General features: G+C 41.6%; 20 protein-coding genes and 4 tRNA genes. 10 read left to right on the top strand and 14 right to left on the bottom strand.

The window, feature by feature from the left end; translation table 11 throughout:
- The first annotated feature begins 149 nt into the window (after positions 1-149).
- The gene (locus GFH30_RS11145) at positions 150-2,336 is read left to right on the top strand and encodes a TRAP transporter large permease subunit (protein ID WP_153372632.1); all 2,187 of its coding nucleotides are present in this window, start codon (positions 150-152) and stop codon (positions 2,334-2,336) included.
- Between the two features lie 49 nt (positions 2,337-2,385).
- Here the strand turns inward: GFH30_RS11145 and GFH30_RS11140 are convergent, their stop codons facing one another.
- The 5 genes from GFH30_RS11140 to rnr all read right to left on the bottom strand — a co-directional run bounded on the left by GFH30_RS11140 (position 2,386) and on the right by rnr (position 8,766).
- The gene (locus tag GFH30_RS11140) at positions 2,386-3,258 is read right to left on the bottom strand and encodes a DMT family transporter (RefSeq protein ID WP_153372630.1); all 873 of its coding nucleotides are present in this window, start codon (positions 3,256-3,258) and stop codon (positions 2,386-2,388) included.
- 55 nt (positions 3,259-3,313) lie between these two features.
- Positions 3,314-3,751 carry a hypothetical protein gene (locus GFH30_RS11135; protein ID WP_153372629.1) on the bottom strand — a complete coding sequence of 146 codons (438 nt, stop codon included), beginning with the start codon at positions 3,749-3,751 and terminating at the stop codon, positions 3,314-3,316.
- 28 nt (positions 3,752-3,779) lie between these two features.
- On the bottom strand, positions 3,780-3,980 hold the full coding sequence (locus GFH30_RS11130; RefSeq protein ID WP_171501036.1) for a YheV family putative zinc ribbon protein: 201 nt from the start codon (positions 3,978-3,980) through the stop codon (positions 3,780-3,782).
- Positions 3,981-4,019: 39 nt separating this feature from the next.
- Positions 4,020-6,059: a M3 family metallopeptidase gene (locus GFH30_RS11125; RefSeq protein WP_153372625.1), complete on the bottom strand. Its 2,040-nt coding sequence runs from the start codon at positions 6,057-6,059 to the stop codon at positions 4,020-4,022.
- A gap of 274 nt (positions 6,060-6,333) precedes the next feature.
- Positions 6,334-8,766, bottom strand: a complete 2,433-nt coding sequence (rnr, locus tag GFH30_RS11120) for a ribonuclease R (protein ID WP_153372623.1) — start codon at positions 8,764-8,766, stop codon at positions 6,334-6,336.
- 264 nt (positions 8,767-9,030) lie between these two features.
- Here rnr and GFH30_RS11115 point away from each other — a divergent pair.
- The 4 genes from GFH30_RS11115 to GFH30_RS11100 all read left to right on the top strand — a co-directional run bounded on the left by GFH30_RS11115 (position 9,031) and on the right by GFH30_RS11100 (position 9,705).
- Positions 9,031-9,120, top strand: a tRNA-Ser gene (locus GFH30_RS11115).
- A gap of 14 nt (positions 9,121-9,134) precedes the next feature.
- Positions 9,135-9,211 (top strand) — tRNA-Arg (locus GFH30_RS11110).
- Positions 9,212-9,244: 33 nt separating this feature from the next.
- Positions 9,245-9,321 (top strand) — tRNA-Arg (locus GFH30_RS11105).
- Positions 9,322-9,628: 307 nt separating this feature from the next.
- Positions 9,629-9,705, top strand: a tRNA-Arg gene (locus GFH30_RS11100).
- Between the two features lie 101 nt (positions 9,706-9,806).
- Here GFH30_RS11100 and GFH30_RS11095 read toward each other — a convergent pair.
- Complete coding sequence (locus GFH30_RS11095) at positions 9,807-11,108, bottom strand: SRPBCC family protein (RefSeq protein WP_153372622.1); 1,302 nt, start codon at positions 11,106-11,108, stop codon at positions 9,807-9,809.
- A gap of 160 nt (positions 11,109-11,268) precedes the next feature.
- On the opposite strand from GFH30_RS11095, the gene GFH30_RS11090 reads away from it, so the two are divergent.
- Both GFH30_RS11090 and GFH30_RS11085 read left to right on the top strand, forming a co-directional pair.
- A complete protein-coding gene (locus GFH30_RS11090; RefSeq protein WP_153372620.1) occupies positions 11,269-11,766 on the top strand; it encodes a YcxB family protein in 498 nt (165 codons plus the stop codon).
- A gap of 26 nt (positions 11,767-11,792) precedes the next feature.
- Positions 11,793-12,434 (top strand): fumarylacetoacetate hydrolase family protein, encoded by a 642-nt coding sequence (locus GFH30_RS11085; RefSeq protein ID WP_153372618.1) that lies wholly within the window; start codon positions 11,793-11,795, stop codon positions 12,432-12,434.
- A gap of 58 nt (positions 12,435-12,492) precedes the next feature.
- On the opposite strand, the gene GFH30_RS11080 is transcribed toward GFH30_RS11085, so the two are convergent.
- Positions 12,493-13,740, bottom strand: coding sequence for a YihY family inner membrane protein (locus GFH30_RS11080; protein WP_153372616.1), 1,248 nt, complete (start codon positions 13,738-13,740; stop codon positions 12,493-12,495).
- Between the two features lie 112 nt (positions 13,741-13,852).
- Between GFH30_RS11080 and wrbA the strand changes: the two genes are divergently transcribed.
- Positions 13,853-14,449 (top strand): NAD(P)H:quinone oxidoreductase, encoded by a 597-nt coding sequence (gene wrbA, locus GFH30_RS11075; protein WP_153372614.1) that lies wholly within the window; start codon positions 13,853-13,855, stop codon positions 14,447-14,449.
- A 44-nt stretch (positions 14,450-14,493) separates the two neighbouring features.
- Here the strand turns inward: wrbA and GFH30_RS11070 are convergent, their stop codons facing one another.
- The 4 genes from GFH30_RS11070 to GFH30_RS11055 all read right to left on the bottom strand — a co-directional run bounded on the left by GFH30_RS11070 (position 14,494) and on the right by GFH30_RS11055 (position 17,410).
- Complete coding sequence (locus tag GFH30_RS11070; protein ID WP_227551498.1) at positions 14,494-14,907, bottom strand: hypothetical protein; 414 nt, start codon at positions 14,905-14,907, stop codon at positions 14,494-14,496.
- A gap of 282 nt (positions 14,908-15,189) precedes the next feature.
- Positions 15,190-15,765: a xanthine phosphoribosyltransferase gene (locus GFH30_RS11065; protein WP_153372612.1), complete on the bottom strand. Its 576-nt coding sequence runs from the start codon at positions 15,763-15,765 to the stop codon at positions 15,190-15,192.
- 91 nt (positions 15,766-15,856) lie between these two features.
- The gene (locus GFH30_RS11060; protein ID WP_153372610.1) at positions 15,857-16,570 is read right to left on the bottom strand and encodes a DUF3108 domain-containing protein; all 714 of its coding nucleotides are present in this window, start codon (positions 16,568-16,570) and stop codon (positions 15,857-15,859) included.
- 165 nt (positions 16,571-16,735) lie between these two features.
- Positions 16,736-17,410: a hypothetical protein gene (locus GFH30_RS11055; protein WP_153372608.1), complete on the bottom strand. Its 675-nt coding sequence runs from the start codon at positions 17,408-17,410 to the stop codon at positions 16,736-16,738.
- Positions 17,411-17,666: 256 nt separating this feature from the next.
- Here GFH30_RS11055 and GFH30_RS11050 point away from each other — a divergent pair, with 256 nt between their 5' ends.
- Positions 17,667-18,524 carry an energy transducer TonB gene (locus GFH30_RS11050; protein WP_171501032.1) on the top strand — a complete coding sequence of 286 codons (858 nt, stop codon included), beginning with the start codon at positions 17,667-17,669 and terminating at the stop codon, positions 18,522-18,524.
- A 95-nt stretch (positions 18,525-18,619) separates the two neighbouring features.
- Here GFH30_RS11050 and ybeY read toward each other — a convergent pair whose 3' ends face one another.
- From ybeY to miaB, 3 genes are read right to left on the bottom strand one after another with little or no spacing between them, the layout of a single operon-like run.
- Positions 18,620-19,102 (bottom strand): rRNA maturation RNase YbeY, encoded by a 483-nt coding sequence (gene ybeY, locus GFH30_RS11045; RefSeq protein WP_153372604.1) that lies wholly within the window; start codon positions 19,100-19,102, stop codon positions 18,620-18,622.
- 21 nt (positions 19,103-19,123) lie between these two features.
- Positions 19,124-20,200: a PhoH family protein gene (locus tag GFH30_RS11040; RefSeq protein WP_153372602.1), complete on the bottom strand. Its 1,077-nt coding sequence runs from the start codon at positions 20,198-20,200 to the stop codon at positions 19,124-19,126.
- A gap of 38 nt (positions 20,201-20,238) precedes the next feature.
- On the bottom strand, positions 20,239-21,696 hold the full coding sequence (gene miaB, locus GFH30_RS11035; protein ID WP_153372600.1) for a tRNA (N6-isopentenyl adenosine(37)-C2)-methylthiotransferase MiaB: 1,458 nt from the start codon (positions 21,694-21,696) through the stop codon (positions 20,239-20,241).
- Positions 21,697-22,012: 316 nt separating this feature from the next.
- Between miaB and GFH30_RS11030 the strand changes: the two genes are divergently transcribed.
- Entirely contained in the window at positions 22,013-23,968 is a 1,956-nt protein-coding gene (locus GFH30_RS11030; RefSeq protein WP_153372598.1) for a lytic transglycosylase domain-containing protein, read from the top strand.
- Positions 23,969-23,979 lie beyond the last annotated feature (11 nt).

Raw genomic sequence — 23,979 nt, 5'->3', positions numbered from 1 at the left:
TCTAAATTGTCATTTTAATTTTATAAAATTTCATGCACATTCGAGTACAAAATAAACGATAAGTCTTTGAAAAGGAATTTTCGAGACTCATGGAGCAATGGGTTCGTCGTAATAACGTTCGATACTCAAGAATAACAATAGGAAAATACATGCAAAATGATGATCAAAACAGATCAGGATTAGGTCTGTTGCGCTATATATGGACTGAATGGGTCTCTACCTTTGTCGTTTTAGTCTTACTGTTGTTAACGCTTGTGATTGGTACCGGTGAGATGATCCATGGGCAGTTACTGCGCATGGGCGAACGTATTTATGGCGATCCTGCATCGGGTATGCAATATTCATTCTTACGCGCAGAACCGACCGCACCGAAATGTGAGCGTAATGTTGATATTGATGCCACGGTGCAAAAGCAACTCAAAATAGATGCTGCAGATGAATATGCCGATTTCTTTGGCGTGCGCTCTGAGGCAGATGTACGTGCCGCTGTTGTGCAGGCGCAACAAGTCTGTGAAGAGTCCTATGTGTTCTATGACAAAGCCATCGATCACATTGAAGCCAATCCAAGTATTCGTGCTTACCGTAATTTTGAAACATCATTCTTTGGTTTATTCAAATTCGGAACAGAAAATCGGGCTTTATTATTAGTCATTATGGTGGTTTTTGCTGCCATTAGTGCCACGCTGAAAACCCATCATATTGGTTTGCGTAGCCCAGCAACACGTATTGATTTCCGTCTGTATAGCATTGCTATGTTGGTTGCGAATGCATTCTTGGCATTCTCATCGTATAGCCAATATCAGTCAATGATTAATTCGGGTGTTCCGCTCGGCGAAATGAAATACATCTATTGGCTATGGATGATTTTGTTTAGTACCCTGACCTTAATCAGCTTGTTCCAAGTCATTAAGTTACCAAAGCCGACCAAAGAAGGCGGCAGTATTGGTATGGCATTCCTGAGCATACCGCTCTATGCCTACATGGCGATTACAACGGGTGTGAATTTTACATTCTTTATGGACTATCCGATGGGACAGGGGATTTATCTCGGTCAGTTGGTTGAGTTCTCAAGTATCTTCCTGAACCTAGCACTGTTCATTTGGGCAGGTATGCTGCTAAAACAAACCCGTGTTGTGGATTTATTCCTCAATATTCTACGTCCATGGAATTTAGCACCTGAAACGTTAACATGGCTTATTCTACTTGCCGCAGCATTGCCAACGGCTTATACCGGTGCATCAGGTATTTTCGTCATTGCCGCAGGTGCAATCATTTATAAAGAGGTATGGAATGCGGGTGGACGCCGTCAATTTGCTTTGGCTGCCACGGCGATGTCAGGTTCATTGGGTGTCGTGTTACGTCCGTGTCTATTAATTGTCGTTGTTGCATCATTGAATAAAGAAGTCACGACCGATTTACTGTACCACTATGGGATTTATGTCTTCTTACTGAGTTCGACACTGTTCTTGGTGATTTCATTATTTATTGCGGATAATAAATTCCGTATTGCATCACCAAGTGTGGCAGCGCCTCAATCGGGTCGTGCTTTCTTGGCGGTGATTCCATATATCGTGATTTTTGTATTGACATGGATGTTCTACAAATTCGCACTTTCCACAGATCTCAATGAATTTACTGCACCCGTCATGATGCCAGTAATTCTATTGATGGTGGTGCTATTTGATAAATTACGTCATGAGCCTGCACCATTGCCACCAGTTGGACATTGGGATGCAACACTCAATACCCAAGCGAATGCTGAACCTGTACCTGCTGTTGAGCGTGCTGAATCGCCATTACGTCAGCTCGGTTTCTGGAAATCAATCCATATTTCAACCAGTGAAACGGTTGGACATATTGGTGCGTTGATTATTCTGATGGCATTGTCCGTGAGTGTTGGTGGTTTACTTGAACGTATGGAAATTATGGAAGCATTCCCGACCGACATTAGCAGTACAATCTTGGTAATTACCATGATTGTGGGCTTAATGATCTTTGTCGGAATGATCATGGATCCATTCGGTGCTGTTATTTTAATTTCAGCAACGGTAGCCCCTGTGGCGTATCAATATGGTATTGATCCTGTCCACTTCTGGATGATTACCTTGATTGGTTTCGAGTTGGGTTATGTCACCCCGCCAGTTGCACTAAATCACTTGTTGGCAAGGCAATCCATTGGCGATGCTGAAGTCGCAGAAGCCGATGCTGAAGTCCGTCATCTGTCCTTCTATTACCGCTATGAACGATGGATTTTACCAGTGATTGTATTGCTGCCAGCCATGCTGATTATTGCCTACGTACCGTATATCTTTAAATTATTCGGTTGGTATTCTTAACAGAACCCTTAAAAAAAGCACCTTTGGGTGCTTTTTTTATAATATGCATTTAGCCATTAAGTCTTTTCTGCAATAGCGGACTACAGATTAAAATGGCACAGAAAATAAAGCTTAAACCAATCATGCTATAAAAATCAGGCAGTTCACCCCAAAACAGATAGCCCCACATGCCTGCAAACACAATCGCAATATAGTTGACAGGTCCAATTTGTCCTGCGGGTGCAAGCTTATAGGCGGTCGATAGAAAAAGTTGGCTGACATTGGCTAAAATGCCTGCGCTAATTAAATAGCTGAGTTCTGTCCATGTGTACGGACGCCACAACCAAAACATCGGCACAATTGAAATCAATACCCCGAAGAAGCAAAAATAAAAGACGATACGTTCAGGTGGCTCGGTTGCGGTTAATGCTCTCACGGTTACAAATGCTATCGCGGCAAGAAAACTCGCACCCAAACCAATCACAGACATCATATTGAATAAACCCGTGTCAGGTTTAGCCACAAACAGTACGCCCGTGAAGCCAATTGCAGCGGCAAGAAGCATACTGAGCGTCACTTTTTCTTTTAAAAATAACCAAGCAATGAGCGGAATAAAAATAGGGGATGAGTAGGTAAATACCATGGCATTGGAGAGTTTTAGATGTGCAATGGCATAGAAGAAACCATACATGGCAATTAAGCCGACAACAGAGCGCCAAGTATGCATCCAGAGTTTTTCAGTTTTGAAAAAACCGATACCCTTATTCAAAATAAGCGGTAAGAAAATGCACAAACCGACCACATTTCTAAAAAATACAATGGTGGGATTATCAACAGTATGCGAGGCGTAACGGATACAGACGCCCATCACAGAAAAGAGCAGTGCAGAAAGCGTTAAGCACATAATGGCTTTCATTAGCTGTGATGGTGGGGCTGTAAACATAAAGGCGGCTGAGCTAGAAAATATAGCAATAGTCTAGCTGATATTCAGCCACAAATTATTTTTCTTGAGCAAGTTGTGCTTCAAGAAGTTGAATTTGTTCTTCCTTTAATTTGATCAAGGCATCTGCATCGGCATGTTGTTGATTCAAAGCTTGTTTCTGGTCATTTAATTGCGCTTGGATATCATCAAGTTTATCCAGCTCTTCTTTGGCTAGACTTGGGTTTTCGGGGACTGCATCTTGAAGCAACGCCTCATCTACCAAGGTTTTCGTTTGTGTTGATGCAGGTACTTGCTCAGCGGCAACAGCAACGTTTTGATCTGTCGCGACTGAAGGCTGCATCGCAGGTGGATTGCTTAACGTTTGTTCTGGTTCTTGAGTCGTTTGAGTCGCATTGCTGAGCCAAAAATAGCCAAATACACATGCAACAATCACGGCTAAAGCCGCCATAATCCCCATTAATAGTTTCGGATTATCCCTTTGATCTACCGACATAATGTAAACCTAATTCATATTATTGTACTTAGCGGGGTTTAAATTGAATGACCCCAATTTCATCTGGAACAGCAGGAATTTCAGGTTGATCGACATGGGTAGGGCGATTTTCTTCGTAACCACAGTCGATACATTCAATCCATTCATTTTCACCAGAGGTGAGCATGACAACACGATCCATCGCCTGACATTTTGGACATTTTGCGCCTGCAATAAAACGACGTTTAATGGTCATCATACTTACCTTTGATTCATTTAAAACACTAGTTTAAGCGCTTTTAGTTGTATTCGTCCAACCTTGATGACGAAGTAAAGCATCTATTTTCGGTTCACGACCGCGGAAGTTTACAAAAGCATCAAGCGCGGTATCTTTACCGCCCACAGCGAGGATGTTTTTACGGAATTCATGACCAGTGTCAGTATTAAAAATACCTTCATTTTCAAAACGATCGAAAGCATCACTGGCTAACACTTCTGCCCATTTATAAGAGTAGTAACCTGCTGCATAACCCCCTGCGAAAATATGGCTAAAGCTATGTTGGAAGCGGTTATAGTCTGTGCTTGGCAGTACAGCATATTGAGCACGAATGTCATTTAAAGTCGCTTGCACTTGTTCGGCATTGAGTGCTGGACTGGCTTTATGAATGCTTAAATCAAATAAGGCAAATTCAAGTTGACGTAAGGTCTGCATACCAGATTGGAAGAAACGTGCGTCTAATAAAGACTTCAGCAAATCTGCGGGTAAGGTTTCTTTACTGTCGATATGTTCACTCAATACATCGAGGCTTTCTTTATCCCATGCCCAGAACTCCATAAACTGACTTGGTAACTCTACTGCATCCCATGCCACGCCATGTGTACCGGCAACTGAAATATTGTCGACCTCAGTGAGCATATGATGTAAACCATGACCAAATTCATGGAATAAGGTAATTACTTCATCGTGGGTAAGTAAAGCAGGCTGATGACCAATGGCAGGAGTAAAGTTACCGACCATATAACAAATTGGTTTTTGTAAGCCGCTATTGCTTTGCATACGTGAACGGAAGCCGCTCATCCACGCGCCACCACGTTTGCCTTGACGGGCATAGAGGTCGAAGTAAAAACCGCCAATCACTTGACCTTGATCTTCAAGTTCAAAGTAACGTGCATCTGGATGCCAGACAGGCGCTTCACGTTCAACCACTTGAATGCCATAGAGACGGTTTACGATACTGAATAAACCTGTCACGACTTTATGTGCAGGGAAGTAAGGTTTTAACGCTTCTTGAGACAAATTAAACTGCTGAACTTTGAGTTTTTCAGAATAATAGGTGCTATCCCAAGGTTGAAGCTCGGTAATGCCATCTTCCGCAGCAATCGCTTTGAGTTCTGCAATTTCTTGAGTGGCCGGTGCGCGCGCATGTTCCGCTAAATCACGTAGGAATTCATCAACTACTGTAACGCTGGGTGCCATTTTACTGGCCAATGATAAATCGGCATAGCTGTCAAAACCAAGCAAACTTGCCATTTCATGACGAAGGCTCAAGATCTCCTCGATCACGGGTGTATTGTCAAATTCAGTTTTGTCTGACTGATCCGATGCACGTGTGGTATAGGCTTTATAGAGTTCTTCACGTAATTCACGATTTTCGGCATAGGTCATAATCGCTAAATACGACGGAAAATCTAAAGTCGCAACAGGCTGCTCTAGCTCACGTTGTTGCCCATATTGTTTGAGTAACTCGATACTGCTCTCAGGCAAGCCAGCAAGTTGCTCTTCAGTTAATGGCTTGAAATAAGCTTGAGTGGCATCAAGTACGTGATTTGAAAAATCTGATGAAAGCTGAGATAAACGCGCAGAAATTTCCGCATAACGTTTTTTGGCTGCGCCTTCTAAAGCCACACCTGATAGTTTAAAGTCACGTAAAGTAAGTTTGATTGCACTTTGCTGTGCTTCGGGTAAATCGGTAAATACAGCTGCATCATGCACATGCTGATAAGTTTGATAAAGCACTGTATGTTGACCAAGTTGGGTATAGTACTCACTTAAGCTTGGTAATAGCGCTTGATAGACTTCACGTGTTTCAGCGTTATTCATAACTGCATTTAAGTGTGACAATACACCCCATGCTTCGCTCATATTATTTTCAAGCGTGTCAATTTGCTCTAATGTTTTAAGTTGCTCAATGACACTGTCTGGTGTTTCAGACAAATCATTTAAAAATTGTTGACCTTGTTGAATCGTGTTTTGAATATTTTCTTTTAAATCTGCAAGGGTAATTTGATCAAATTGTGGAACAGGCAAAGTTGCCTTTTCTAAAGTCATGTCGGTCTGCCGAATGGATTTCCTGTATTAGTTCTAGAGATAAGGGTAAGTGAGGGATAAATCAAGAGTTGGACTTTATTTATTATGCTTATCGCTATTCAAATGAGATATAGAAGAATAAAGCACTGATAATGAAAATAAGAAAAATGAAAATGACATAACCACGATAGTCATATTTAGAAATTGAATGAATTGCCATGATTGAAGTTCTTTATTTTTATAAAGATAAAACAAATAAAAAAGAGCGCCGTAGCGCTCTTTTTTAATCACAAGCTTAAATTCGTTCAGTCTTTGGTTTACTGTTCGATTTTTTCTTCTTCAGCTTCGACTTTTTCTTTACTTTATCTTTAACCTTTGTTTCAGGTTTTGCTGCAGATTTTTTACTAGGCTTTTTGCTGTAAGCGCCAGATTTGTCTTTTTTGCGTCTGGGCTGGTCTCCTTGATCACTGGGGGATTGCCGGGGACGGTCTTGAAAGACATCTTCTTTTGCTTCAGCGCGTGGTGCAGTTTTGCTTTTTACGCGTGGTGCACGTTCACGAATGGTACGACCGGCATGCGTTAATTGCTGAACCAATTCAAAGTCAATTTTGCGCTCAGCAAGGTTCACGCCTGCGACTTTAATTTTCACTTCATCGCCTAAACCAAAGCTTTGACCACGGTTTTGACCGACCAAGTTTTGACTTGCTTGATCAAACACAAAGAAGTCATCGCCCAATTGGCTCACATGAATCATGCCATCGACATATAAGTCTTTAAGCGTCACAAATAAACCGAATTCGGCAGTGGCACTGATTGTACCAATAAACTCTTCACCCAAATGCTGCTGCATATAATGGCATTTTAGCCAAGTGGTTACTGAGCGAGAGGCTTCATCGGCACGACGTTCAGTGGCAGAGAAATGCTCACCAGCATCATCAAGTGCTGCACCAGAGAGTGGAGACGGTTTATTTGCAAGCTGTGCTTTAATGGCGCGATGCAACAGTAAATCTGGATAGCGACGAATTGGCGAAGTGAAATGCGTATATGCATCATAAGCCAAGCCGAAATGTCCGGCATTTTTCGCGCCATAATAGGCTTGCATCATTGAGCGTAACAGAACAGAGTGAATACTTGGTGCATCAACACGATCTTTGGTTGCTTCGATCACGGCTTGATAATCCGCTTGGGTCGGCTGTTCAGGGAATTTAAGCCCTAACAATTTCACAAAGTCGCGAACTTTCTGAATGCGTGAAAACTCAGGTGGCTCATGCACACGGTAGAGCATCGGCACTTCGTTTTTCATGGCATATTCTGCAGCTGCAACATTGGCAAGCAACATGCATTCTTCAATCAGTTTATGCGCATCATTTCGTGAGCGAGGCAGAATTTGATTAATCCCACCCAATTCATCAAAGGTCATGTACGTTTCAACGGTTTCAAATTCCATGGCATGACGTTCAGCACGTAAGCCTTTCAGTACTTGATACAATTGGAATAGGGTGTTGATTGATTTACGTACATCACGATCTTCAGTAATCGCACTGCTATCGCCGTCTAAGTATTGAGCGACTTGATCGTAAGTCAAACGGGCTTTCGAATGCATCACAGACGGGTAGAACTCATAACCTGTCACACGACCTGCACGTGAAAGTTTTAAGTCACAAACCATACATAAACGATCAACGTTTGGATTTAAAGAACACAATCCATTAGATAGTGCTTCAGGCAACATCGGTAGTACGTAATGCGGGAAATACACCGATGTACCGCGTTGTTGCGCTTCGTCATCAAGTGGTTTACCAATACGCACATAATGACTGACGTCAGCAATGGCAACCACAACACGATACCCACCGCCCGGACGTTTTTCTGCAAACACGGCATCATCGAAGTCACGTGCATCTTCACCATCAATCGTGACTAATGCTAAATCACGTAAGTCGATACGACCTTCACGATCTTTTTCACTTGGCTCTTTAAAGCTTTCCGCTTCTTTGACGACTTCATTTGGGAATTCGTAAGGCAAGCCAAATTCTAAAATCGTTTGTGGGATAATGATTTCGGTATCTGCTTTGTCTGCCATCGATTGCACAATGTGACCTGTTGCCAAATCTTCTTTGGTCGGATAGTCATCAATCGCAATTCGAACAGAATCACCTACGTTTACTTTCGCGTGTTCGATCAGTTCTTTTTCTAATGTAATCGGTTGGTGAGCATTCGGATTGCCCGGCTGAATAAAGTATTCGCCTTCATGCTCTGCGACTTTACCAATAATCTCTTTTACACGGTGCTGCACAATCTCTGTAATAAAGCCCCACGCTTTACCTTTACGGTCGACAGAGGTTTGACGCACTTTAACGCGGTCACCATTAAACACTTGGCGCAGTTCGCGTTCGGGTAACAATAAGTCGTCCTGACCTGAAATATTTGCCGTGCCCATACCTTTTGCATTGATATAGACCGTTGCTTCATGTTCAGGTTGCTCAGCCGCAATTTGGAACTTATAACCGTCTTTCATGAGCTGACCATCACGTACCATCGCAATCAGACGATGGCTTAACGCATCTATACTTTTTTGATCAGCAATTTCAAACGCTTCTACCAAGTCCGCATGAGACTGTGATTTATTTTTTTCGATGATTTCAAGAAGAAGTGTGCGGCTTGGAATAGGGTTGTCATAACGTTCGGCTTCGGCTTTTGCTTCAGGATCGACCCAATTTTTCATCATATCTTAAATTTTATGTCAGGAGATGGGATTAGCATAAGTCATGTACGCACAGACTGCACGTAAATGATTGCAATAATCTGTGTAAGTTTTAGATTTTGAGTTTATTTTCGATAACTGGAAATGCGAATTGGTAAATTTGTACACTGAATGTACGAAATAAATGCAAATCGCTTAAAAAGTATTTAAACAAGCAAATATATACACTTTTTTTCAATGTGAAGCTTGCAGTCCATGCACGAACTTTGTATTATGCCACCACGTTACGGTGAGATGGGTGAGTGGCTGAAACCACATCCCTGCTAAGGATGCATACGGGTAACTGTATCGAGGGTTCGAATCCCTCTCTCACCGCCAACTTTACTTATGTCGCGCTCATAGCTCAGCTGGATAGAGCACTTGGCTACGAACTAAGGGGTCGGGAGTTCGAATCTCTCTGAGCGCACCAATAAGTAAAGATGTTAACGTAAACCTAAGTAATGCGCTCATAGCTCAGCTGGATAGAGCACTTGGCTACGAACTAAGGGGTCGGGAGTTCGAATCTCTCTGAGCGCACCAACTTAACATCGCAAGATGAACATTAAACCGCATTAGCAGCGGTTTTTTTGTGCCTGAAATTTGCGTTTTGCTTTGATTCAGGTTTATATAAAAATAACATTCAAGCGTATTTATCTTCCCAACTTTATTCTTTCTACATTCTTCAATCGATCTATTAAGTGTTTTTAACTCTAAATCTGTATGATATTTCCACGAAATATCATTTGCATAGGGCTATTGTTTAATTGTTGTTCATTTGATTTGGTTTTTATTAAAAAAGACTTAACAAGATGATAAAACTCCGTATAATGCATCCCATCAAGACGTCGCGCTCATAGCTCAGCTGGATAGAGCACTTGGCTACGAACTAAGGGGTCGGGAGTTCGAATCTCTCTGAGCGCACCAATCTTGATAAGAATTCTGAAAAAACCGCACATTGATGCGGTTTTTTTACGTCTATTGTTTTACTTGGGCTATATAAAAAAACAATAAATCGAAGATAACAACTATCTAAGCTTTTGCTGTACTTTTAAAGCGTAGACCGTATTGGCACCGACCGCAGGCAAAAGATCATGGTAGGGCATACTACGCATGGCTCGGATTAAAAATGGCGCATCATTGTCTATTTTTAAACTTGTGGTCATTTGCAACAGCGTGCCTTGCGCTTGTGGCAATAGTTTCATCCCGCCTTTTACATACTTAAGATCGCCACCAATCGCGTTGTATTGATTTTGCGAGGCATCAGCTTGATGGAAACGCACGTTAAAATTAAATGGAATTTGAATCACACCCAGACCAACCGAGACCTTAAAATGCGCATCGACATTTTGGGCATTATGTTGCTTTAAATCGACTCGCTTAATTTGCTTGGGAAAAAGCTGCTGACTGGCATTGGCAGTGAGCCAAGGTTGGAGTTTTTCTGCGGGTTGTGGATAGTAATGATAAGTCGTACTAAACCTTAACTGCTCAACCGCTTTCGCTTGTTTAATTTGATAACTCGGTAATATAAAACTCACAGGTTGTGAAGACTGTTGACTTAAGTTCGCTATTTTTTGTCGTTGTTGGGCATTGAGTTGTATTTGAGGAATTTGACCGTCTGGCAGTGCAATTGGATTTGACGATTTAAAGCGCTGTTGCAGGGCTTCGAGCAAAAAAGCATTGGTACCCGATGAAATACCTAATTTGGCTTCAGGTAATGCATTTAAAATTTTAGAAAATAAAAAACCTTTGGGCTGATTTAAATCACCCCATTGGGTGACGGTCATTAAAGTTTTGTTTTCAGCTAAGGCAAACCATTCGAGTTTCCCTGCAGCAAAAGGAATCGGCGCATCAATGATCAGCGTACTAATACTGTTTTTATCCACCTGATGTTGCATCAGCACATTTTCTTTAAAATTGAGTACTGGAATGGGTGTAGGAATATGCACCTGATATTTCACTTGTTGAATATTGCCTGATGATTCAATCACTTTGGCTGATTTTAAAGTGGGGAATAACCCGACATAGTTGGGAAAATGTTTAAGTAATTGTTCAACTTTGCCCGTAGATGTCGGTAAAACGACAGCAGCACTATAAAATTGAGCTGTACGTGCGTTATTGACCTCAAAGGTCGGCAATTTAATTTTTTGCTGCGGATGCGCATAAATGAAAATTCGGTTGCCCGTTAAGTCTGCAAGTTGTGCTGCATCACCATTGAAGCTGTCGAGGCTGCTCGGAATTTGCGGATTCCAATGCACTAACTTGGCAAATGCTGAGTGATTCATGCACAGACACGTGCTGATCACGACGGATTTGAATAGGTTCTTCATACAACGTCCTGTTGTTTGATTTTTGTTTTCGTTTTTCGAATTAAAAAGGTTTTTAGTGGAAAGCGAAAGCAAATATATGTAAATCCTTTCAGAATGAATCAGGACTGAATAGATTTTGGTATAGTATTGAACCAAGATTTTATATATTTAATGTGATGTTATGTCCGAGCCAAAACCTACTTTATCCACCCGTTATTTTCTAAATTTAGAAGAATCTCAAGATGGTTTTGCCTTGGCGACCTTTGGTAAAAAGCAATTTACTCAGTTTCTGACGCCGTTGGTCAGTATCGGTATTATCATCTGGGGCTTTTCCATGGGCTTCAGTGGAGTTGGTCGATACTATGTTGGCTTAGGTGCATTTTTCCTGATTATGCAACTTTTAATGCGTTATTGGTTCTTACCGATGATGTTTAAACGCCAATTCGTCAAATATCAGTTTGGTAAAAGCGAGCAGGGCATTGCGTTGTTCCAAGATTATGCTGAACTTTATAACGATGGACGCACTAAGGTTGTGCCGTATGGCGAAGTACAAAAATTTGCGGCAGGCAAGCTGACTTACATGATTGAGCTAAAAAGCAAAACGGTCGTGATTGTACCCAAACGTGCATTTAAAGATGCCACAGAGCAAACACTTTTTGAAAATACATTTAAGAAATAAGTTCAAGGGAAAGGAAGCAACACATCATGAGTACACGTCCATCTAAAATTGTGTGTGTCGGTCGTAGTTATGCAGATCATGCGAGAGAATTAGGCAATGCTGTGCCGACCAGTCCCGTATTATTTATGAAGCCACCGAGTGCTTTAGCGACACTAGAGCAAGGCATTGAGTGGAATCGTGATTTGGGCAGTTGCCATTATGAATGTGAACTGAGCCTACGTATTGACCAGACGTTGAAAAATGAGACCGATCCTGCTAAAGCCTTGGCGGCTGTTGGTGCGGTGACTTTGGGTTTGGATTTAACCTTGCGTGACCAACAAGATGACTTAAAGCAAAAAGGTCAGCCTTGGGAGCGCTCAAAAGCTTATGATGGTTCATGTGTGCTTTCAGATTGGATTGCAGTGGAAGATGTCGTTGCGGATTGGAACGACGTGCATTACAGCTTTGAAGTGAATCATGAGCTGCGCCAAACAGGGGATACCTCGCATCTTATTTTTGATATCGGCACCTTGCTGACAGACATTAGCCAAGCCTTTACTTTAGAACCGGGCGATGTGGTGATGACAGGTACACCTGCAGGTGTTGCCGCTTTACAGTCAGGCGATCAGTTAAAAATGACATTAAAAGGTCAATCTCAGGATTACGTGTGGACGACGTTTGTTAAATAAAGTTGCGTATTAAAAAAGGCTGCCATAGTGCAGCCTTTTTTATGGCGTAGATTTGGACTTAACGTCGATTAAACAAAGACGACAATGGGAAACTTAGTTTTTCGCGTAAGTAGCTGTCGGCTTCAAGTAAAGGTGGAGAAAGATTTTGCATCCACTCATCATTGGCATCCCCTTGAGTAATTTGCTTTTCTTGAGGTAGGGGATAAGGCAGCTGGCGATAAAAATCCCAAAAGTTGACATGATCTAAATCACGTACTAATACATATTCATTATCGTCAGTTCGTTTAATCAGATTTTGCTGTTCAAACATACTGACATAACTTGGCCAACGTCCAATTTCGTCACGTCCAAGGACTTCCAATGCTTCGCCTTCACTGATACTTTCACCGGTTTTTTGTTTGGCATAGAACAATGCTAACAGGTCGATTAACATGAGAATTGGATGACGTTTTTGATCTTGTCCAGATTCAAAAGCGGTGAGTGCATAACTGATTTCAACGCCAAGTAAGACGATGTTCCAAGACAAGTAAATCCATAACAGGAAAATAGGAACAGCAGCAAAAGCACCATACACAATTTGATAACTGGTGAAGTTAGACATCACAAAACCAAAAAGATTTTTGAGTAACTCAAATACTACAGCACTAAAAATACCAGCAATTAACGCGGCTTTAATGGGGACACTTCGATTAGGAATAGTCCAATATAAAATAAAGAAGCCTAAAATGGTGAGCGCAAAAGAAATCATCCAAAGAATAAAAGCACCATCCAACTCATAACCCGCGAAGTTGTTACTCAAAACATTTAACGAGGCTAAGGTAGACGAAATCACAAAGGCGCTACCGAGCAAAATTGGACCCAAAGAAATAATTGTCCAATAACGCATAAAGCCAATAATACCGCCACGTGTTTCAGTCACACGCCAAATTCGGTTAAATACAGTTTCGATACTGGTCAGCATCATCACGGTGGTGATAAATAAGAACAGCACCCCAATGACCGTGAGGTTACTGGATTTGTCTGTGAAGGCATTTAGGGCTTTATCAAAAGCGATGGTGGTTTTGGGTAAAAAGTTACTATAGATCAGCTGTTGTAATTGTTGTCGTGCAGGTTCTAGGGCTTTAATCGAGGAAATGATGACTAAAAAAACTGTCAACATCGGCACCACAGCAAAAAGCGTGGTATAGGTCAGAGAACCGGCTTGTTCACGGCAACGATCGGCTTCAAAGCGACGCAACACAAATAAAATAAACTGAAACCAATGCTTCTCATAAAAAGGTAACTTCTTTAAATATTCAAGGATCATGCGCTTTCTATCTCAATATTCTTATACATCATGAATTTTCAAGCATCAGCTTAACCAAAAATGATGCAAAATACCGTATAGTTTTCTTTTTTGAGTGTTGGACATCATTATTATGCAACCTTATGTCCTGGTTTTGTATTACAGCAAATATGGCTCAACCAAAGAAATGGCACACTTGATTGCCAACGGTGTTGAAGCAGCTGGAATGAACGTTAAGATTCGTACAGTACCGAATTTATCGACTGTGGTGAAAGAAGCCGAAGCGAGTATTCCTGAAGAAGGTGATATTTATTGCACCTTAGATGAATTGGCACAATGTTCAGGATTGGCACTGGGTTCACCAACCCGCTTTGGTAATATGGCATCGGAAATGAAGTATTTCTGGGATCAAACCACCAGTCTTTGGCTAAATGGTGCTTTACACGATAAGCCTGCCTGCGTGTTTACTTCGTCAGGCTCGATGCATGGCGGTCAAGAAAGTACATTGCTGAGTATGCTACCGCCTTTATTTCATCACGGTATGATGATTATGGGCTTGAATAATGCTCATCCAGCATTATCCAATACCAAAACGGGTGGCACGCCGTATGGTGCAAGTCATGTCAGTGGGGCACGACATGATCAGTCTTTAAGTCAAGATGAAAAAGTTTTGTGCGAAGTGCAAGGTAAGCGTTTAGCCACTATTACGCAAAAGCTCGTGCAAGCTTAAAGGGTTTGGCATCAGGAAATGCGTCTAAGTTCATTTCCTGATGCTTAGTCTTCCTTGGGAGCGTTGTCGTCAATCGCTTGAGTGTTTTCTTCCTGCTTTTTTGAAGCATCTGACTGTTTTACACTAAAGCGATGTTTGCATTTTAGGCATTGGTAATCTTGGAAAACGTTACGATCGACTGAAATCCCGGCTTTTTTGCCAAAGATATTGCCAATAACACCGCCTGTAATACCAACACTAATCGCACCGACAAACGTTCCTACTGTTCCACCGACAATCACGCCTAATGGACCTGCCACCGTACCGATGGCTGCACCAATAGATGCACCTGATGCTGCACCGCCGACTGTGCCTGCGGTCGCACCTGCAGATGTCATTAAAATGCCACCAATTTTTTTCAAATGTTGTTCATGATCGCGCGTTTGAATTTCAGTTGAAGCGCATTTTGGGCATTGCATAGGATTCATTCCGTGAGAGGGGCAGAAAATACTGCACTCTATAATGTTAGCTCACTCTTTAATAACAATATCAGCGTCTTAAATAAAGCATTCAATCGTTATAAATTGTGTTAGGCAATTGTTCTATTTTTTAAAAGAGAGCGCAATTGCAAAGTCATCCAAATTATTTATTTCTAATTTCTTATATTCTTAAAATGAACGCTTATTGTTGGGGTTGATAATGTATAGCCACAAAAAAAGCGCTGTCATAGCGCTTTAATTGCAATCTTGAATTGTTCAATCTTAGTCACGAACAAATTCAACAGTACCGTTGCCTAAAGATTTAACACGTGCCAAAGATTCAACACGGTAACCTTTTTCAAGCAAAATATCGCGGCCAGGTTGGAATGATTTTTCAATCACAATACCAATACCCACAACCGATGCATCTGCTTGATGAATAAGATCAGCTAGACCAAGCGCAGCTTGACCATTTGCAAGGAAGTCATCAATCACCAAAACTTTATCGGTCGCATTGATGTGTTTCTTAGAAATCGCAATCGTACTTTCAGTTTGTTTAGTGAAAGAGAACACTTTAGAGCGATATAAATCGTCTTTCAGTGTAAGCGATTGGTATTTACGAGCAAAAATAACAGGAACGCCAAGCTCTAAGCCTGCCATCACTGCAGGTGCAATGCCTGAAGCTTCGATCGTGATAATTTTGGTAATGCCAGCATCTTTAAAAAGACGCGCAAATTCCTGACCAATTTGCTGCATCATAACAGGATCAATTTGGTGGTTTAGGAAAGAATCGACTTTCAATACTTCTTCAGATAGAACGATACCTTCAGCCAAGATTTTCTGTTCTAGTGCGTGCACGGGAGATTCCTCAAGGACAGATGCTTTTTAAAGCAAAAGCGTATTTTAAAAAGCAACTGAAAAAAATCAAGCTAAATTCACGAAATTTTGTTTAATTGCTTGTGCCCTTGTAGCCAGTCAGCAATAAAGCATAAGATGTTTTTTTGTCAACATGTGATACTTTGACCGGTAAGTAGTCCAGTTTTGGCGCTAACCAAAAGATTGTTTCACGTCCCGGTTTATCATGTTTCATCACCACTTTGATGGTGTTGAATGTGCCATAGTTGGTTTTTACATTTTCAGAACCTTGCTTCACAAACTTACGTGCTTCGATTTCTTTGGCATCGGCAAGATAATAATTTGCTTTTAAGCCTGAACCTTTTAAGTCTTCACGTAGTTGTAATTCAGCATTGAGTTCATCCAAAACATCAGCTTTCCAAGTAAAAGAACGTGATTCGTTGTCTTTTTTCGTACTAATGGTTTTACTGCTTGGATGGAAGTTAATGCTCATGGTGTTGTTATGTACCAATACTTTACTGGTACGGCTAAAAGAGCTTGAACTAATTTTGCCATTATTGAAGGTAAATCGACTGGTTTCAGTTGCTGAAGCTAAACCTGCAGCTTTTGCAGCAAATACATAGCTCCAGTTATTTCCAGACTTACTTAATGTACGGGTTGCAGAACCGACATTTTTACCGTTATAGCTAAATTGATACGTTGCTTGGAAAGGGCTCATCGCAAATGCTTGACTGGTCATGCCAGTCAACAGAATTGCTGTTGTTAAGCCTGCTGTCATACCAAGTGTTTTAAATGCTGAATGTGCCATACCTTTTCCTATGCAGTGAACGTGAGTTAATAAACAAAAAAGCTCACTGCTTGATTATCGGGTCAAATCATGAAGAACAAAGCAAAAAAATCATGGGAAATGTATATTTCCTGTTGTGATTGCGTCCAAATGTATAGATAAACAGCTGTACTTCAGGCGCTATGATTATTTTTGTTTAATCGGCGTCACTTCAGTTTCATTGTAATCATCATCCCAATCTGTTTCTTTTTCTTGAGATAACTTAGTAAACAGTGCTGCTAGATTGACATTGCCCATGACCACCATTTCGGCTTCACGTAATAAGGCATGGGTGACATGAACTTTGGCAAGCGTATCAATGATGGATTTATTTTTGCCTAACCAACGGTTTAAATCTAAATGCAACAAATCATCGATAACAGTAATTACGCCCAATTTTTCTAAAATCATGCCCAATGGGTCTTTGTGTAATACACGTTGATAAAAGAACAGGGCAAACTTAACACCAAGTTTATAAAAAATATTGGGATACTTGGCTTCAATCAGTTTGGTGTCGCTAATTTGCTCAAAGACAATTAACTGTCGATCTTTATTGAGTTCCATTTGTACCAATTTCAGATCAACAGAAAGCGTAATATCGAGACCGTTATAATCCAACGTGGCATACAGTCTTAACCAATCTTCATGTAGATCGGCATGTAAATCTTTCAGCATTTGCACATTGTCAGTGACAAAGCGTTGGAAAGTTGCATTCAGAAAAACTTGCGATAACGGAAACTCGCGCTCATCTTCAATAAACCCTTCTGCCTTTTGATACACTTGGCGGATTCGTTTAGAAATATTGGAAATGAGTGTCTGCATTCTTAAAGCATCCTAGCGACGAAGTTGGCTTGTCATGTATCTTGTCTAATTATCTGAAAAATACAAGTATTCAGGCTTGCAGTTTAGCAAAATAAATAGCACCATTTTTATAGTTTTAGTTATGCATCGTGTATTTTTTGATACACATCTCATTCTTATAAATAAATGAAAAATGTATCAATATTTGTCTTAGGGGCGTCGAAGTTATGCGGTCAAATATTCCTTTTAATGTGCTGAGTCATCGCATATGACGTTCATGCCTTTGATGAAGTCTTGGTGGAAAGATCCCATTTTTACTGGGGCAGTGATTATTGCAGTTGCGTTGCACATCATGCTGTTGGCATTACAATTTGGCATGCCGCAAGAGCAAGATGCCATGAGCAAAGAAATTGCAGTGACGCTTCGACAGGCAGACAAAGAACCTGAGCATGCTGATTTTTTAGCGCAAACGAATCAGCAAGGGTCAGGCGAATTTCGAGAAGCGCATCGTATGTCGAGCGATATGCCAGCGCCTATGCTTGAGCAAAAAGCAGGTGAGTCGCAACAAGAAAGCTTAGATATGCTCGAACAAAAGCAACAGCTCAGCTTTGAAGAAAAAATACTGATGACGACGCTCAGTTGGCAAAAACAAGCCGAAGATGCCAAGCGTAAAAAAATTCAAGAACAGCTCAATAGTCAGTTTCAAGCCAAAGCGGCAATGGTGGCAAGTTTGGAAGCTCAGTATTTACAACGTCAGAAAAATTTTAGCCGTCAGCAAAAAATTAAAACCGTTGATGGAATTCAAGCCAAGCAAGATGTATCTGCTGCTTATTTAGAAAAATTCCGTCAAAAAGTGGAATTTTACGGCAACCGTTTTTACCCCGATGCAGCACGTGCACAGAAGCTCGCGGGTGAAGTTCGTCTTATGGTGATTTTGAATCAGAATGGCGGCATCCGCGCGATTCGTTTGATTGATTCATCAGGGCATGGCATTTTGGATGAAGCTGCGAAAGCATCGGTACGTAAGTCCGCACCGTTTGGTGCATTTGATGCGAAAATGTCAGATATTTCAGAGCTTCGTATTATTCGAACATGGCGTTTTGATCCGGCTGATGCAGAGTTTGAGGTGCGTTAGTTAAACATTTACCTCTCCCTAACCCTCTCCTAGTAGGAGAGGGAATGTGTAGACATAAAAAAGCGAGCCGAAGCTCGCTTTTAAACCTTAAACATCTAGTCTTGTTCCAAATAAGGATTATCAAAACCTAATTTTTTCAAAATCTCAATTTCGAGTGCTTCCATTTCTTCAGCATCAGCATCTGAGGTTTCATGGTCATAACCCATTAAATGCAATGTGCCATGTACCAGCATATGAGTGAAATGTGTGAGTGGCGCTTTATGTTGCTCAAGTGCTTCACGAAGGACCACAGGAATGCAAATGACTAAATCACCAATAGGGAATGAATCGAGAATATCTGCCATTTCATCGGGCAAGTCGCTCGGAAAAGACAACACATTGGTCGGTTTGTCTTTACCGCGATATTCTAAATTCAACTTGTGACTTTCATCATTGTCCACACAAGCAATACCAATTTCGCAATCGCTTTGAGTGTCAATATGGCGTAAAGCAGTTTCTACAACTTTTTTGATATGCGCACGTTTCAAGACCAATTCAGGGGCTTGAAAGTCCTGTTGTAGAGAAAGATTCAGTTTCAAAATAAATCCTTAGTTTAATCTTTAAGACTGTGCATCGGCAGCAGCATCATTTTCGGCAATGAGTGCCGCTTGAAGTGCTTGGCGTTCGGCACGTGCCTCGTTACTTAAGCGTTGTTGGGTACTGTCCCATCCTTCGTAGGCTTCAACAATTTTTTGTACCAATTGATGACGCACCACATCACGAGAATGGAAGCGGGTAATATGAATTTCTTTGATCTTTTCAATGACGCGTAATGCATGCGCAAGACCCGATTGTTGCCCACGCGGTAAATCGACCTGCGTCACATCACCAGTAATGACGGCACGCGAACCAAAACCTAAACGGGTCAGGAACATTTTCATTTGTTCAGGCGTGGTATTTTGCGCTTCATCTAAAATGACAAAGGAATGATTCAGCGTTCGACCACGCATATAGGCAAGGGGAGCGACTTCAATCACTTGACGTTCAATCAATTTCGCTACTTTTTCAAAGCCAATCATTTCATATAAGGCGTCATATAACGGGCGTAAATAGGGGTCGATTTTTTGGCTTAAATCACCAGGTAAAAAGCCCAGTTTTTCACCGGCTTCAACTGCAGGACGCACCAACAAAATTCGCTGAATTTCGTTGCGTTCCAGCATGTCGACCGCAGCAGCAACCGCTAAATAAGTCTTACCAGTACCGGCAGGACCAATACCAAATGAAATGTCGCTTTGCAAAATTCGTTGTACATAACGTTTTTGATTGGCACCGCGTGGTTTAATTCGACCTTTACGAGTTTGCAGATAGACATCTTCTAAACCCGTGTGCTCGTTGTCGGAGAGATCTTCTTGCAGCTCACGATCAGTTTGACTACCTTGAATCATCAGATGCAAGGTTTCAGCATTAATCTGGGCGCTGTGTTCAGACTCTTCGTGTAAGCGCTGCAAGAGTAACTCGGCTCTCTCCACTGCATCGATTTCCCCATCAATGGTAAAATCATCACCACGTTGGGAAATTGTGACATTTAAACGTTGTTCAATTTGTTTCAAGTGACCGTTATAAGCACCGAGCATGCTTTGTAAACGCTCCATTGAAATTCCGGGAAAAGCTACGGTACGTCGAATCGCTGCAGTCAAGAGAGTTCCTTATAGAAGTGTTCGCTACTTGTCCTACATTACGCCACGTCTGGTTCCAGATTCAAGAGCTCACCGTAAACTAAATTTAAAGTTTTAATTTCGGTAATTTCGATCTCGGCAAAACGTCCAACCCAAGCAGCATCGCCAATAAACGTCACATAACGTGTGTTATCGGCAGTACCGACCAATAAATTTGGATCTTTATCAGACACTTTTTCAATAAGGACGCGTTGAATCGTACCAAGCATGGCATCGGTCTTATCAATGCTGGATTGACGTACCCATTGTTGTACCAAGCTCAAACGATGCTTTTTCACATCTTCAGGAATGGTGTCTTCAAGTTCTGCGGCAGGTGTACCCGGACGTTTTGAATAGATAAAGCTATATGAATGATCGAAATCTAGGTCTTGAATAAACTGATAAGTTTCTTGGAAGTTTTCATCCGTTTCACCGGGGAAACCAATGATGAAGTCGCTTGATAAATGCATATCAGGACGGACTTTACGCAATTTGGCAATTTTCTCGATGTAGACATCAATCGTATGATTACGTTTCATGGCTTTTAATACATCGTTTGAACCGCTTTGTACGGGCAAATGTAAATGCGAAACCATTTGCGGTAAATCACGGTAGCATTGAATTAAATCATCGTTAAATTCAAGTGGGTGTGAAGTGGTATAACGTAAACGACCAATACCCGGAATTTCTGCGACTAAACGCAACAAATCTGCAAAGGTACAGATTTTGCCATCGAAGGTTTCACCGCGATAACCATTCACGTTTTGACCAAGCAATGAAATTTCACGTACGCCTTTTTCAGCGAGACCCGCAATTTCTGCAAGCACATCATCAAGCGGACGAGAGACTTCTTCACCGCGTGTATAAGGGACAACACAAAATGAACAATACTTTGAACAGCCTTCCATGATCGAAACAAAGGCTTTATAGCCTTCAACACGAGGTTCAGGCAAGAAGTCGAATTTCTCAATATCTGGGAATGAAATATCAATCAGTTTGATTTTTTCTTTTTTCGGCTTTTCAATTTGTTCAAAATGCTGATCGAGCATTTGTGGCAAACGGTGCAAGGTTTGTGGACCAAAAATCATGTCGACATATTGCGCGCGTTTTTGAATATTGTCGCCTTCTTGCGATGCTACACATCCACCGACACCAATAATGACATCGGGATTTTTTTCTTTCAGTTTGCGCCAGCGACCCAATTCTGAAAAGACTTTCTCTTGTGCTTTTTCACGAATGGAACAGGTATTCATGAGCAGAATATCTGCATCTTTAGGGTCTTTGGTTAGCACATAGCCATGTGAATCACCCAAAAGATCTGCCATACGGCGACTGTCATACTCATTCATCTGACACCCTTGCGTTTCAATGTACAGTTTTTTAACTGAAGCATCGTTGGCTGGGGTGTGCGCTGGCTGGGTGACAGTGTTTTCTGAGGCAGCTTGGGCAACATTCGGAATGAAGGTTTGAACCGTCATGTACGCTCCTAAGGGGTATTGCGTAGTCAAAGTGATGAAATTACTCGAAAAAACTAACAATCGAGTAATAAAAATTCAAATCACAAAATGAAATCTGGGAAAGTCGCATATTTTAACAGGAAAGTCGCTTAAACTTGTAGAGATAATTAAGTGCTTAAAAATATTGATTTATGGACAAAATATGTTTGAAAATTAATATTGCTTAATCATAAGGTTACATATACAGAACAATAGCGCCTGTTCAGAGAAACTAAACTACTCTAGATCAAGCCCGCATGACGGTCTAGAAGCACGAGAGACGATAGAAGGCACGTGGATGTTAAAACAGATTTTTAAAAAACAGAATTATGCTCAACTCATTGCTCTAAGCGTAGCTTATCTCGGCTCCACGACTGCATATGCGCTTGAACAACAGTTTAATGATGCGATGCGCGCAGCCAATTCAGGCAATACTGAATTACTACAACAATATAAAGTTGCCATGCAAAATGACGCACTAGGCTATTACCCTGAATATTGGATTCTTAATCAGAACTTAGCCAATCAACCTGCAAGTTTGATTATTAATTTTGCGCAGCGCTATCCAAACTCAGCGATGGCAGAAAAACTCGCTGCCGATTATGTTGAAGAAAAAGTAAAACAAGCAGACTTTTTGACTGCACAGCCAGTTCTCCAATATGTAAGTAATGCCGATCGCGCTGAAACTTGTGCGATGGCACAGGTGCGTGCCAAATCAGGTGATCCATTGGTTTATGCCGAATTTAAAGAGGTTTGGCTCACGACAGATTCACAACCTGAATCATGTACTGGCTTAGGTCGTATGATGTTATCGAGTCCGCTTTTAACCGCGGAAGATCGTCAACAGCGTTTATGGGCGCAGCTTCGTGCAGGTCAATCGGGTCAAGCCATTGCGACCGCTCAAACGATTGGTCAAAGCTTAAGTCTCGCTCAGCTCAATGCTATTCAGTCGAATCCATTGCAGTATTTATGGACGGCACCCAAGGCAACTACCGTTGATCATGCATACTTAGTTTATGCCATGGGGCGCCTTGCAGATAGCGATTTAAATTCTGCCTTTTCTATCGTGAAACAAACGGCAGCTGGCACTCCTGACAATGTTCAAAAAGCATTGTTTAGAGCCGTCGGCTACGTCGGTGGCACGACAGTCATGAAAAATAATTTCAATCGTGAAGTATTGAATTATTTAGATGCCAGTTATGGTTTGGCATTTAGCCCTGAAGAAGCGGAAATTTATGCACGTCAAGCCATCCGTTTTAGTGCTTGGGAAAGTTTAATTCGCGCCATTAATGTCATGAATGTGAATCAGCAACAAGAAGACCGTTGGCAGTATTGGTTAGCGCGTGCTTCTGAACAGCGCGGTGATCGTTCATCGAAAAAAGCCGCTGAAGAAATTTATAAACGCTTGGCGAGTGGTGGGGATTATCACAATTTACTTGCACGTGATCGTTTAGGGCAGTTAACTTCAGGCTCAAACTCTCAAGCACAACCTTCAGCACAAGCGATGCAACGTCTGAATCAAGATATTCATTTCCGCCGTGCTTTTGCTTTACGTGAGATTGATGCACCAGCGGCATACATTAATCGTGAATGGAATTGGGCGGTGCGCCAAGCCTATTTAAAACATGACGATGATTTAATTTTGGCAGCAGCAAAGCGTGCATTAGATATGGGATGGCATGATCGTGCGATTTATGCAGCCGATCGCACCACCAACAAACATAATTACAACTATCGTTATCCAATGCCACATCAAAACTATGTGGTGAGTCATAGCCAAAATGCGGGTATTGATCCGGCTTGGGCATATGGTCTCATGCGCCAAGAAAGTCGCTTCAATACAGGCGCACGTTCGCATGTTGGTGCGGGCGGGTTGATGCAAATCATGCCAGATACTGCCAAATTGGTGGCAAGGAAAATGGGTGAAAGTTATAACCCTGCTGCTTTAACCGATATGAATACCAATATTCGTTATGGGACTTATTATTTATCGACGATTCAGAATCAATTGAGCAATAGCCCAGTATTGGCGACAGCTGGCTATAACGCGGGTCCAAACCGTGCGCGCCGTTGGCAACCTGAATATCAAGCGATTGCAGCCGATCAATATACTGAAACAATCCCATTGCTCGAAACGCGTGATTATGTGAAACATGTCATGACGAATGCCACATATTACGGTATCTTACTGGGGCAGGGGGCGCAGTCGATTGGCAAGCGTATGCAACAAATTCCGTTACGGAATGCACAATAAAAAAATTTGAA

It is taken from the genome of Acinetobacter wanghuae (assembly GCF_009557235.1).
GTDB classification, from domain to species: Bacteria; Pseudomonadota; Gammaproteobacteria; order Pseudomonadales; family Moraxellaceae; genus Acinetobacter; species Acinetobacter wanghuae.
This window is presented reverse-complemented; position numbering and strand designations above follow the sequence as displayed.